We start from the raw sequence: 12,617 nt of genomic DNA, 5'->3' as shown, positions 1-12,617 counted from the left end.
GGTGAGCGAAGCGATCGAGCGCCGCGCAAACGCGGCGCGTAGCCCGAGGTGAAGGCGCCAGCCGAACCCCAGCACCCCACCGTCACCCCGCGACCGCGGCTTCCTCGTGCGCGTCGATGAAGGCCCGCACCAGCTCCAGCTGCTCCGGCACGTTCAGCGCCGGCGCATGCCCGCAGCCCGCGATCTCCACCACGCGCGCGAGGCCCAGCGCCCCCGGCCCGCGCGTGAGCATCTCGGCGGCGGCGTCCGGCAGCACGAGGTCCGATTCGGCGCCGCGCAGCAGCAGCACCGGGATGCGCAGCCGGTCGTAGTGCTCCCACAGGTCGTAGTCGTGCGGATGGTCGATGAACTGGCGCACGATCGCCGGGTCGTAGTGCGGCGTGACGCGCCCGTCCGGCAGCCGGCGCATCGACGTCTCGGTGAGCCGGCGCCACTGCGCGTCGCTGAGCCACCCGTAGGGCTTGTACACCTGCCGGAAGAAGGCCTCCAGCTGCGCCATGCTCTCGAAGGCCGGCGGCGTGCCCGCGTAGTTGCGGATGCGGTCCAGCGCCGGTTCGGCCAGGCGCGGCGCGTTGTCGTTGAGCACCAGGCTCTGGATGCGGTCCTGCAGCCGCGGCTCGTACAGGCCGGCGGCGCAGACGAGGCCGATCGCGCCGCCCATGGACGTGCCGACCCAGTGCGCGCGGGCGATGCCGAGGGCATCCATCAGCTCACCGGCCAGCTTCGCGTAGAAGGCGAGCGTGTATTCGGCCGACGGGTCGGGGCTCCACTGGCTGAAGCCCCGCCCGAGGGTGTCCGGGCAGATCACCCGGTAGTGCGAGGAGAGCGCTTCCGCCAGTTCGTCCATGTCGCGGCCGGTGCGCGCCAGGCCGTGCCAGGCGATCACGGTGCGCGGGTGCGCCGCGCCCCACTCGGTGTAGTGGATCTCGCGTCCCGCGCAGGTCGCGTACTTCGAACCGGGCATGTGCTCTCCTCCTCTTCCTCGACCCTGCCTACTCGGCGTGGATGGCCTGCGCGGTGGGCGTCGCGTCGAAGACCATCCGGTGCGGCCACGGCGCCCAGGCCGCGCCCAGCGACGCGTTGTTCGGGTCGCCGGTCCGGGCGAAGGTCCCCAGCGTCCGCATCATGGTGGCCGACAGCGCCAGGCGCCCCGGCGCGTTGGCCGTGCTGAACCAGACGTTGCCGAACAGCGAAGGCCCGAAATTGCCGAACAGGAAGGGCAGGTCCACCACGTGCACGGCGCCGTAGATGTCGTTCCACGGCGCGGGCTGCTCGTCCCAGTCGAAGCGGTAGTACCAGACGTCGCCCTGCTGCGTCTTCAGGGCATCCAGCACGTTGGTGCGGCTCGCGAGGAAGAACACCTGGTTCAGAAGCTCGGCGCGGGCGGTGAAGCCCGTGACCGGCGCGTTCACCGGCAGGTAGTTCGGCGCGATCCACTGTTCCACCGTGGTCTGCGGCGCGGCATCGGGGTCGTAGTGGAAGTGGTTCGTGAACAGCTCGGCGTCGGACACGAGGCGCGCGTTGCCCGTTCCGCCAACAAGGGGCAGGAAGGACCAGAACAGCTTGCCCTCGTCGCGCGTGTTGCCCGCCAGCACCGGCACCTTCACGTACTGGCCGGCCTTGATCGCCTCGATCGGGTTGCTGGCGACGATGGCGCCGTCCGGAATGGGACCGGAGCCCGAGAGGCCCAGCGGCGCCAGCTTCGTCAGCAGCGTCGTGAACAGCTCCGAAGGCGACTTGCCGCGCAGGTAGGCCGCGACCTGCGCGTTGCTCTGGCCGGCGATCCAGGTGGCGTCGTGTCCGTCGGCGAGCGCCAGGTTCAGCAGCAGCGCGTCGCCCTGCGCGGCATAGGTGGAGGCCGGCGACAAGGTGGGGATGGTGAACGGCGGCAGGTTGCTGGCCAGCGAGATGCCGCCGGACAGCGGCACGTTGCGGTGGAACAGCTTCGGGTTCGCCGCGGCCATCTCGGGAGAGGTCTGCAGCGCCCACACGTTGATGGCGCCGGCCGACTGGCCCATGATGGTCACGTTGTCCGGGTTGCCGCCGAAGGCGCGCGCATTGGCGCGGATGAACTTCAGCGCTTCGATGCTGTCCAGCAGCGCGTAGTTGCCGGAGTCGTTGCGCGGATCCCCCGTCTTCAGCTGTGCCAGGTTGATGAAGCCGAGGATGCCCAGGCGGTAGTTGGCCGTGACCACCATGGCGTTGGCCGCCTTGGCGAGCGCGGCGCCGTCGTACATCGGGTCGGCGGTGTAGCCGGAGACGTTGCTGCCGCCGTGGAAGAACACGATGACGGGCAGGTCCGACGCCGCGCCGGCCGGCCGCCAGATGTTCAGGTACAGGCAGTCCTCGCTGCCCACCGCCTGGCCGAGCGTGCTGGCGATGGTCTCGTCGTAGCGGTTGTTCGCGCCCGGCCCGTAGATGCGGCCGTACTGCGCGCAGGCCGGCCCGAACTCGCGGGTGTCGCGCACGTCCGTCCACGGCACGGGCGGCTGCGGCGGCTGCCATCGCAGCGCGCCCACGGGCGCCTGCGCGAAGGGCACGCCCTTCCACATGAACACCCCCGCGTGGGCGGACCCGCGCACCGGGCCCAGCTGCGTCGTGCGCACCAGGCCGGCGTCGACGCTGGCGGATTGCAGGTCGGACGCGGGAGCCCCGCCACCGCCGCCGCAGGCGGCGAGCAGCAGGGGCAGGCTGATCGCGGCGGCACAGGCCGCCAGTCGCGCACGCCAGTTCACACCCAGGCGCAGTGCGGACAGTGAAGTCGTCGGGGTCTTCAACATGGTCTCCTTTCACTCTCTTCGGGGCGGGATGCGGCCGGGGCCGCGGGAAGGGAAGGAGACCGCACCGGGGCCGCGGCGCGCCATGCGCGCAGGCGGCCGACCACGCCGGTGGGGAAGTAGTAGACGGAGAGCACGAACAGCAGGCCCAGCCACAGCAGCCAGCGGTCGGGAGACAGCAGCGCCGCCAGCCAGGGCAGGCCCGAGGCCGCCTCGCTCGCCAGCCGCAGCAGGTCCTGCAGATAGCTCTGCGCCAGAACGAACAGGCCGGAGCCGATCACGGCGCCATAGATCGTGCCCATGCCGCCGATCACCACGATCAGCAGCACGTCCAGCATCACCTCAAACGACAGCGTCGTGTCCGGCCCGTTGTAGCGCAGCCAGATCGCCAGCATCGCGCCGGCCAGCGTGGCGAACAGCGCCGAGAGCACGCTCGAGATGGTGCGGTAGACCACCACGCGGTAGCCGATCGCCTCGGCCCGGAACTCGTTCTCGCGGATCGCCTGCAGCACGCGCCCGAAGGGCGAGTTGACGATGCGCAGCAGCGCCAGGAACAGCACAACCGCCACCACGAACAGGAGGTAGTAGCAGAAGATGCGGCCGTCCACGTCGAGGCCCAGGAAGGGACCTTCCAGCGGCTCGAAGGAAGGCGACAGCCACTCGGGCATCTTGAAGGTCAGCCCGTCCTCGCCGCCCGTGAACTCCGACAGCTGCGAGGCGAGCGTCTGGAAGGCCGCCGCGAAGGCCAGCGTGATCATCGAGAAGAAGATCGCGCGCACGCGCAGCGAGAACAGCCCGATCGCGGCCGCCAGCACCAGCGAGACGCCCAGCGCAGCGAAGATGCCGACGGCGAGCGCGTCCCAGCCGGGGCCCATGCGCGACGAGGCGATGGCGACGCCGTAGGCGCCGATGCCGAAGAACATGGTGTGGGCGAAGCTGACGATGCCGGTGTAGCCGAGCAGCAGGTCGAAGCTCGCCACCAGCACGATGAACACCAGGATCTTGGCGGCGACGTTGAGCGCCTTCACCCCGGGAATGGCGAAGGGCGTGAGCGCCAGCGCCAGGAAGATCGCGACCAGCAGCACCGAGAGCACGCGGCTGCGCGGCAGGTCGTGGGACAGCAGGCGGGCCAGCATCACTTGCCACCCAGCGCGTAGACGCCCTGCGGCCGCCACAGCAGGATGGCCATCATCAGCAGGATGTTGGAGAACAGCGCCATCTTGGGCACCAGGAAGCCCGTGTAGTTGGCGACCAGCCCCACCAGCAGCGCGCCGACCAGCGCTCCGGTGGTGGAGCCCAGGCCGCCGATGATCAGCACGATGAAGATCAGCACGTTGACCTGCGCGCCCATCTGCGGGATCACGTTCTGCTGGTACAGCCCCCACATCACGCCGCCCAGGCCCGCGAGCGCGCTGCCGACCACGAACACGCCGATGAACAGCACGCGGATGCGGTAGCCGAGCGACTCCACCATCTCGCGGTCCTGCACGCCGGCGCGGATCAGCAGGCCGATCTTGGTGCGGGTGAGCGTCCACAGGAGGAAGCCGAAGACGATGGCGCCCACCACCACGGCGATGAGCCGGTACTTCTCCACCGCCGCCTCCCCGAACCAGATGCTGCCGCGCATGCCCTGGGGCAGCGGCAGCGGGATCTGCAGCGGGCCCCAGATGACCTTGATCAGCTCCTCGCCGATGATCATCCCGCCCATGGTGATCAGGATCTGCTTGAGGTGGTTGCCGTACACCGGCCGCACGATGAAGCGCTCAAAGGCCAGGCCGATCGCACCGGCGACCAGCATCGCGACCACCATCGCGGGGAGCACCGCGAGCATGTTGCGCCAGAGGCTTTCCGAAGCGGTGTAGTCGCCCATCGCGCCCAGCACGCTGGTGGCGACGAAGGCGCCCAGCGCGATGAACACGCCGTGGCCGAAGTTCAGCACGTCCATCAGGCCGAACACCAGCGTCAGGCCCGAGGCGATGATGAAGACGATCATGCCCATGGCCAGCCCCGCGACCGTGAGCGTCACCCAGGTCGAGGCGGAGCCGATGAAGGGCAGCACGACGAGCGCCAGCACGGGGACCAGCGCCAGCGGCTTCCAATCCAGGTCCTTGAAATTCATAGCGCGAGCCCGAGCAGCGCATGCTGCAGCGCCTCGTCCCCGGCCAGCGCCTGCATGGAGCCGGCGTGCACGACGACGCCGTTGTCCATGACGGCCACCGTGTCGCCCAGGCGCTTGGCGAAGTGGATGTTCTGCTCCACCAGCAGGATGGTCACGCCCTGCTGCTTCAGCTTCTGGAAGGCGTCGATCATGTTGTTGATGATGGCCGGCGCGAGGCCCTTGCTCGGCTCGTCGATCACCAGGAGCTCGCGCGGCTCGACGATCGCACGGGCGACGGCCAGCATCTGCTTCTGCCCGCCCGACAGCTTGCCGGCCGGGTGGTTCCAGAACTTCTCCACGGCGGGGAACAGCGAGAAGATCCACTGCAGCCGCGCCGTGTCGATCTGCCCCACGTGGCGCGCGCCGCGCGCCGCCAGCACCATGTTCTCCTTCACCGTGAGGTCGGCGAAGATGCCCATGTTCTCGGGCACGTAGGCGACGCCCAGCCCGGCGATCTGCGGCGTGGCGGCCTGCGTGATGTCCTGGCCCTTGAAAAGGATGCGGCCCCGCGACGCCCGCCACAGGCCCATGATGGTGCGCAGCGTCGTCGTCTTGCCCGCGCCGTTGCGCCCGAGGAGCATCGTCAGCTGCCCGCGCGGCACCACGAGGTCCACGCCGTGCAGGATGTGGTACGCACCGATGTGCGTGTGGACGCCCTGGAGTTCGAGCAGGTTGTCGCTCATGCGGCTTCCTTGGACACGCCCAGGTAGGCTTCCTGCACGACCGGCGAGGCGATCACCTCGGGCGGCTCGCCGTCGGCGACGAGCGTGCCGTTGTGCAGCACGATGATGCGGTCGGCCAGTTCGCGCACCACGTCCATCTTGTGTTCCACGAGCAGGATGGTCTTGGTCTTGTCCGCCTTCAGTTGGCGGATCAGGTTGAGGATGACGGGCGCCTCGGCCGCGTTCATGCCTGCCGTCGGTTCGTCGAACATGAAGACCTGCGGTTCCAGCGCCATCAGCAGCGCCACTTCCAGCTTGCGCTGGTCGCCGTGCGGCAGGTTGGCGACCAGCTCGTGTTCCTTGTCCTTCATCGCGATGGCGGCCAGCAGTTCGTCGGCGCGCGCGAGCAGCTCCGCGTGGTCGCTCCAGACGCTCCACAGGTTCAGGCCACGCCGGTGCCCGCCCTCGCGCGTGGCCTGCACGGCCAGGCGCACGTTCTCCAGCACCGTCAGGCGCGGGAACAGGTTGGTCAGCTGGAAGGCGCGGCCCAGTCCGGCGCGCGTGCGCTCGGACGCCGACGCACCCGAGAGGTCACGCCCGCCCAGCGACACCGTGCCGGCGGTCGCCTTCAGCTGGCCCGAGATCAGGTTGAAATAAGTCGTCTTGCCGGCGCCATTGGGCCCGACGATCGCCGTCAGCGTGCCCGGCTCGAACGTGCAGCTGACGCCATTGACCGCCACATGCCCGCCGAAGCGCACGGTCAGGTCGCGTGTCGCGAGTTGGCTCATGGGAATCCCAAATACCGGACGCAAAAGTCGCAGAAGCTATGCAAAGGTCGCAAAGAAAACCTTGATTGGATGTTCCTTTTGCGACCTTTGCGGAACCTTCGCGACCTTCGCGTCCGGAAGTCCGTCTTAGCGGTGGTTCCGGATCGGGATCTTCATTTCCTCGGGCTTGATCTCGTGCACCAGCTCGGGCACGCCCCAGGCGAAGGCCGGGTCGACCTTGATCTTGAAGTGGTACATGCTCTGCATGGCCTGGTGGTCTTCCTTGCGGAAGGTCATCTTGCCCTTGGGCGTGTCGAAGGACATGCCCTCCATCGCCGGGATCAGCTTCTTCGCGCTCGCGTCGCCGTTGGTCTTCTTCAGCGCGGTCACGATCGCCATCGCGGCGGAGAAGCCGCCGGCCGTGAAGAAGTCGGGCGGCGACTTGAATTCCTTGTAGTGCTGCGCCACCAGCGCGTCGTTCACCGGGTTCTTCGGGATGCCGAAGTAGTAGTACGTCGCGCCCTCCATGCCGGGGAACTGCTTGTACGAGGCCATCGCCGGCAGGATGTTGCCGCCGGTGGCAATCTCGATGCCGTAGCGCTTCAGGTCCAGGTCGGCGATCTTGAAGGGGTTGCCGGCGCCGGCCCAAACGATCCAGATCACCTTGCGGCCCGGCTGGTTCTTCAGCGCGTCGATCAGGCGCTGCGCACCGGCGGTGAAGTCGGTGGTGTTGGTCGGCAGGTATTCCTCGTGGACGATCTTGGCCTTGTGGATCGCTTCCTTGAACGCCTTCACGCCGTCACGGCCGAAGGCGTAGTCCTGCGCCAGCGTGGCGATCACGGTGCCGGGCTTGTCCAGCGCCACCGCGTTGGAGATCGCGTCCTGCGAGCTGTTGCGGCCCGTGCGGAAGATGTACTTGTTCCACTTGTCGCCGGTGATGGAATCGGCCACGGCGGGCTCCACCAGCAGGATCTTCTTGTACTCCTCGGCCACCGGCAGCAGGGCCAGCGCGACGCCGGAGGAGGTCGGGCCGATCGCGAGGTCCGCGTTGTCGTCCGAGTAGGCGGTGGCCAGCAGCGACTTGCCGAGGTCCGGCTTGCCCTGGTCGTCCTTCTCGATCACGACGATCTTCTTGCCGTTGACCATCATCGTGCCGCCGGTGGCGTACGACAGGCCCATCATCAGGCCGGTCTGCGTCTGCTTGCCGTAGGCCTCCAGCGGGCCGGTGCGGCTGTAGACGTGGGCGATGCGGATTTCCTTGTCCGCGGACCAGGCCAGCGGGCTGGCCAGGGCGGAAGCGGCGAGCGCGGCGGCCGCGACCCAGATGCGTCTTTGCATGTGCATGTCTCCTGTAGCTGTGGGCAAACCGGCGGACACTTGCACGCCGCGTGCCAGCGGCGCAAGTGCTTGTCAGGCCTGGGTTTTCAGGCCGCGGCGGGGGCCGACTGGCTGGTTTTTGTACACGAAGATTGCCTGATCTTCAGACATTTGTCTGAATATCAGGCAACCACCTCGAGCCGCTCGTACAGCTTGGCGCGCGAGATCCCGAGCAGCCGCGCCGCGGCCAGCTTGTTGCCGCCAGTGGCTTCCATCGCCGCGCGGATGGCTGCCCGCTCCACTTCCGCGACCTGCTCCGCGAGCGGGCGCAGCGGGCCGGGCGCCGGCGCCGCGATGCCCCGCGGGGCCGGCGCGGGCGGCAGGCGCTCGATGCCGGCGTCGCGCAGCACGTCCTCCAGCACGCGCTCGTCGATATGGCGCGAGTCGCTGCGCATGGCGGCCTGCTCCAGCACGTTGCGCAGTTCGCGGATGTTGCCGCGCCAGCGCTGCGCGGTGAGCAGCGCCATCGCGTCGGCCCCCAGCTCGAAGGGCGCCGTGCCGTTGCGCAGGGCGATGTCCTCCACCAGCACCTCCGCGAGCTGCGGGATGTCGGCGCGGCGGTCGCGCAGGGGCGGCACCTTCATGGGCAGCACGTTGAGCCGGTAGTAGAGGTCCTCCCGGAACTTGCCTTCGCGCACGAGCGCGGCGAGGTCGCGCGAGGTCGCGGCGATCACGCGCGCGTCGAAGGGCACCACCTTGTTGGAGCCGAGCGGCTCGATCTCGCCTTCCTGCAGCGCGCGCAGCAGCTTGGGCTGCAGCGCCAGCGGCATGTCGCCGATCTCGTCGAGGAACAGCGTCCCGCCGTCGGCCAGCTTGAACTTGCCGTCGCGGCCCCTGCGGTCGGCGCCGGTGTAGGCGCCCGGTGCCACGCCGAAGAACTCCGCCTCCAGCAGCGTCTCCGGCACGGCCGCGATGTTCACGCTGACGAAGGGCCCGCGCGCGCGCGCCGAGGCGGCGTGGATCGCGTGCGCCAGCAGTTCCTTGCCGGTGCCCGTCTCCCCCAGCAGCAGCACGGGGCTGGAGGACTGCGCCGCCTTGCGCGCCTGCCGCTTCACCTCCACCGCCGCCGGGCTGTTGCCGACGAAGCTGGCCAGCGTGTGCTTGCTGCGGCGCTGCGTCGCCAGTTCGCGGCGGGCGTCGTCCAGGTCGCGCTGCAGGTTGGCGAACTTCTGGATCAGCGGCTGCAGCGTCGTCTCGGGATGGTCGAACAGCACGATGCCCAGCACGCCGATCACCTCGCCGCGCTCGTCGCGCAGGGGGATGCGGCTCACCACGAAGGTGCCGGCCTTGTTGGACAGCAGGTCGATCAGGATCGGCTTGCCGGTCTCCAGCACGCGGTCCATCAGCGTGTTGTGGATCACCTGCGAGACCGGCTTGCCGACGAAGTCCTCCTCGCGCGCGTAGCCCAGCGCCGGCAGGAAGCGCTTGTACTGCTCGTTGATCCAGACCACCCGCGCCTGCCGGTCCACCAGCACCATGCCCTCGCTCGCATTGGCGAACAGCTCGAACATGGACCGCGCGGCCAGCGCGAGGATGCGCTGGCCGTCCAGGGGCAGCGTGGCGTCTGTACTCATGCGGGGATGGTAACTGGCGCGTGGCGCGCAGAGAGAAATCGGACTACCGGACGCAGAGGTCGCAAAGGTTACGCAAAGGACGCAAAAAAGAAAAAAGCCTTTAAAGGTCTTCTTTTGCGACTTCTGCGCAACCTTTGCGACCTCTGCGTCCGGCTGTCCGCCTTCGGCTGTCCGGCTTCGGCTGTCCTACGCCGCCGCCATGGCACCCCGCCTCGCGGCGAAGTACTTCCAGGCGCGCGGCAGCACCAGCACCGCGAGGATCACGACGATCAGGCCCAGCGACATCGGGCGTTCCACGAAGACGCGCGGGCTGCCTTCGCCGATGGCGATGGCGTTGCGCATCTGCGCTTCGGCGAGCGGCCCCAGGATCATGCCCACCACCACGGGCGCCGTCGGGAAGTCGAAGCGGCGCATCAGCACGCCCAGCAGGCCGATGCCCCACAGCAGCACCAGGTCGAAGGCGCTCTGGCGCATGCCGTAGGCACCGACCGTGGCGAAGATCAGGATGCCGGCATAGAGCTGCGGCTTGGGGATCTTCAGCAGCTGCACCCACAGCTTCACCATCGGCAGGTTCAGCACCAGCAGCATCACGTTGCCGATGTACAGCGACGCGATCAGCGCCCACACCAGCGCGGCGGAGTTGGTGAACAGCTGCGGCCCCGGCTGGATGCCGTAGTTCTGGAAGGCGCCCAGCAGGATGGCCGTGGTGTTGGAGGTCGGGATGCCCAGCGTCAGCAGCGGGATCAGCGCCGCCGTCACCGTGGCGTTGTTGGCCGCCTCCGGCCCCGCCACGCCCTCGATGGCGCCGGCCGTGCCGAACTCCGCCTTGTCGCTGCCCTTGGCGAGCTTCTTCTCCACGGCGTAGCTCAGGAAGGTCGGGATCTCGGTGCCGCCCGCCGGGATGCAGCCGAAGGGCGTCCCGATGACCGTCGCGCGCAGCCAGGCGGGCACCGAACGACGCCAGTCGCGCTTCGTCATGTACACGCGGCTCATCGCGTTCTGCGTTTCGCGCACGCGGCCCTCGTACATCGCGAAGTACAGCACCTCGGCGACGGCGAACAGGCCCACGGCCACCAGCACGATCTCGACGCCGTCCAGCAGCTCCGGGACGCCCAGCGTGTAGCGCGGCTGCCCGGAGATCTGGTCCATGCCCACCAGCCCCAGCGCGAGGCCGAGGAACAGCGCCGTCATGCCGCGCAGCGTGCTCTGCCCCAGCACTGCGCTCACCGTGGTGAAGGCCAGCACCATGAGCAGGAAGTACTCCGGCGGCCCCAGCTTCACGGCGAAGTCGGCCACCACCGGCGCGAACAGCGTGACGAACACCGTCGCGATCGTGCCGGCGACGAAGGAGCCGATGGCCGCCGTGGCGAGCGCCGCGCCGGCGCGGCCGCTCTTGGCCATGCGGTTGCCCTCCATGGCCGTCACCATGCTGGCGGTCTCGCCCGGCGTGTTCAGCAGGATGGAGGTGGTGGAGCCGCCGTACATCGCGCCGTAGTAGATGCCGGCGAAGAAGATCATGGAGGCGGTGATGTCCACCTGCGAGGTGATGGGCAGCAGCATGGCCACGGCCACCGCCGGACCGATGCCGGGCAGCACGCCGACGGCGGTGCCCAGGATGCAGCCGACCAGGGCCCAGACCAGGTTGATCGGGCTGATCGCCGTGGCGAAGCCCTGCAGGAGCGCGGCGAAGATGTCCATGTCAGATCCAGCCGGTGCGCGTGAGGCCCGGGAGGTTGATGGCGAGGAACTGGGTGAACATCCAGAACACCGGGGCGGCGATGACGGCGCCGGAGACGGCGTCCACCGCCAGCGTGCGCGCCGCGATGGACTGGCCCTGCGCGCGCCGCAGCCCCTGCACCGCCAGCAGGTAGCACAGCGTGCAGCTGAGGATGAAGCCGATGGTCGTGATCAGCGCCGCGTTGGCGAGCAGGCCCGCGGTGACCCAGGCCAGGCCCGGCCACCAGGCCTTCTCCGCGCCCGAGGGCGGCTCCATGTCGCGGAAGCCGCCGGTGCGCGCCTCGCGCACGATCATCACGCCGCACACGAGCAGCACCACCGCCACCAGCCAGGGCAGGAAGTTGGGGCCGACGCCGCTGTAGCCGGCGGCGCCCGGGATCTGGAGTGCGCCCGCGCCCAGCGCGATCCCGGTGAGCGCGACCAGCGCGCCCACCAGGGTCTGGACCGTGCGCCGGGAAGATGCTTGTGTCATGGTTCTGGCCTCCGCAGGCACTCGGGAAAACAAAAAAACCGCCCGGCGCACCGGGCGGTCGGCGCGTGGCCGCGCAGGGTCAGACCATGCCGGCCTTGACCATGGTGGCCCGCAGCATGGCGAATTCGTTGTCGACGAACTTCTCGAACTCCGGGCCGTACATGAGGGCCGGGGTCCAGTCGTTCTTCTCCACGGCTTCCTGCCAGGTCTTCGTCTTCACGGCCTTCACCACCATGTCGGTGACGGCCTTGCGCTGGGCGGCGGTGATGCCGGGGGCGCCGTACACGCCGCGCCAGTTGCCCAGCTCGACGTTGATGCCCTGCTCCTTCAGCGTCGGGATGGCGATGCCCTTCAGGCGCTGCGGCGAGGTCACCGCGATCGGGCGCATCTTGCCGGCCTTGATGTACTCCTGGAATTCGCTGTAGCCGCTGCCGCCCACCGTGACGTTGCCGCCCAGGATGGCCGCGGTGGCTTCGCCGCCTCCACGGAAGGCCACGTAGTTGATCTTCGCCGGATCGACGCCGACTTCGCGGGCGATCATGCAGGCGGCGATGTGCTCGGTGGAGCCGCGCGAGCCGCCGCCCCACTTGACGCTGCCCGGGTCCTTCTTCAGCTGGGCGATCACGTCGGCCATCGTCTTGAAGGGCGAGTTGGCCGGCAGCACGTACACGTTGTACTCGCTGATCAGGCGCGCGATCGGCGTGGCCTGCGACAGGCTCACCGGCGGCTTGCCGGTGATGATGCCGCCCAGCATCACGGCGCCCATCACCATCAGCGCGTCCGGGTCGCCCTTGCTGGCGTTGACGAACTGCGCCAGGCCCAGCGCGCCGGCGGCGCCGCCCTTGTTGGTGTAGGTCACGCTGTCGGCGACCTTGGCGTCGACGAGCGCCTTGCCCAGCGCGCGGCCGGTGGTGTCCCAGCCGCCGCCCGGGTTGGCGGGGATCATCATCTTCAGGTCCTGGCCCGCGCGGGCGGCGAGCGGCAGCGCCCCGGCGGCGGCCAGGGCCGCCATCGACTTCAGGAATTCGTCACGACGCATCTCGTTGTCTCCAGTGGTTGGACCTGCGGATGGTGGACCGGCTCCCTGTCAATC

Annotated in this window: 11 protein-coding genes; all 11 read right to left on the bottom strand. The window is 69.0% G+C overall.

The genetic code is table 11. The features are described from left to right. Positions 1-82: 82 nt before the first annotated feature. The 11 genes from ACY0MJ_RS07310 to ACY0MJ_RS07260 all read right to left on the bottom strand — a co-directional run bounded on the left by ACY0MJ_RS07310 (position 83) and on the right by ACY0MJ_RS07260 (position 12,563). Positions 83-964 carry an alpha/beta fold hydrolase gene (locus ACY0MJ_RS07310; RefSeq protein ID WP_462637690.1) on the bottom strand — a complete coding sequence of 294 codons (882 nt, stop codon included), beginning with the start codon at positions 962-964 and terminating at the stop codon, positions 83-85. A 28-nt stretch (positions 965-992) separates the two neighbouring features. After that, positions 993-2,780 carry a carboxylesterase/lipase family protein gene (locus tag ACY0MJ_RS07305; RefSeq protein WP_462637689.1) on the bottom strand — a complete coding sequence of 596 codons (1,788 nt, stop codon included), beginning with the start codon at positions 2,778-2,780 and terminating at the stop codon, positions 993-995. Next, entirely contained in the window at positions 2,774-3,913 is a 1,140-nt protein-coding gene (locus ACY0MJ_RS07300) for a branched-chain amino acid ABC transporter permease (RefSeq protein ID WP_462637688.1), read from the bottom strand. The genes ACY0MJ_RS07305 and ACY0MJ_RS07300 overlap by 7 nt, the downstream gene beginning before the upstream one ends. Continuing rightward, positions 3,913-4,896, bottom strand: coding sequence for a branched-chain amino acid ABC transporter permease (locus ACY0MJ_RS07295; RefSeq protein ID WP_462637687.1), 984 nt, complete (start codon positions 4,894-4,896; stop codon positions 3,913-3,915). The genes ACY0MJ_RS07300 and ACY0MJ_RS07295 overlap by 1 nt, the downstream gene beginning before the upstream one ends. Further along, a complete protein-coding gene (locus ACY0MJ_RS07290; protein ID WP_462637686.1) occupies positions 4,893-5,618 on the bottom strand; it encodes an ABC transporter ATP-binding protein in 726 nt (241 codons plus the stop codon). The genes ACY0MJ_RS07295 and ACY0MJ_RS07290 overlap by 4 nt, the downstream gene beginning before the upstream one ends. Then, on the bottom strand, positions 5,615-6,385 hold the full coding sequence (locus ACY0MJ_RS07285) for an ABC transporter ATP-binding protein (protein WP_462637685.1): 771 nt from the start codon (positions 6,383-6,385) through the stop codon (positions 5,615-5,617). Before ACY0MJ_RS07285 ends, ACY0MJ_RS07290 begins: the two co-directional genes overlap by 4 nt. Before the next feature lie 126 nt (positions 6,386-6,511). After that, positions 6,512-7,702, bottom strand: a complete 1,191-nt coding sequence (locus ACY0MJ_RS07280) for a substrate-binding domain-containing protein (RefSeq protein ID WP_462637684.1) — start codon at positions 7,700-7,702, stop codon at positions 6,512-6,514. A 161-nt stretch (positions 7,703-7,863) separates the two neighbouring features. Continuing rightward, the gene (locus ACY0MJ_RS07275; RefSeq protein ID WP_462637683.1) at positions 7,864-9,315 is read right to left on the bottom strand and encodes a sigma-54 interaction domain-containing protein; all 1,452 of its coding nucleotides are present in this window, start codon (positions 9,313-9,315) and stop codon (positions 7,864-7,866) included. Positions 9,316-9,501: 186 nt separating this feature from the next. Beyond that, on the bottom strand, positions 9,502-11,013 hold the full coding sequence (locus tag ACY0MJ_RS07270; protein WP_462637682.1) for a tripartite tricarboxylate transporter permease: 1,512 nt from the start codon (positions 11,011-11,013) through the stop codon (positions 9,502-9,504). A gap of 1 nt (position 11,014) precedes the next feature. Continuing rightward, positions 11,015-11,524, bottom strand: a complete 510-nt coding sequence (locus ACY0MJ_RS07265; RefSeq protein WP_462637681.1) for a tripartite tricarboxylate transporter TctB family protein — start codon at positions 11,522-11,524, stop codon at positions 11,015-11,017. Between the two features lie 79 nt (positions 11,525-11,603). Continuing rightward, on the bottom strand, positions 11,604-12,563 hold the full coding sequence (locus ACY0MJ_RS07260) for a Bug family tripartite tricarboxylate transporter substrate binding protein (protein ID WP_462637680.1): 960 nt from the start codon (positions 12,561-12,563) through the stop codon (positions 11,604-11,606). Between the last annotated feature and the right edge of the window lie 54 nt (positions 12,564-12,617).

Source organism: Ramlibacter sp. bp-362 (assembly GCF_054956735.1).
The sequence above is the reverse complement of the archived record's forward strand: the minus strand, read 5'-3'. Positions and strand labels throughout refer to the sequence as shown.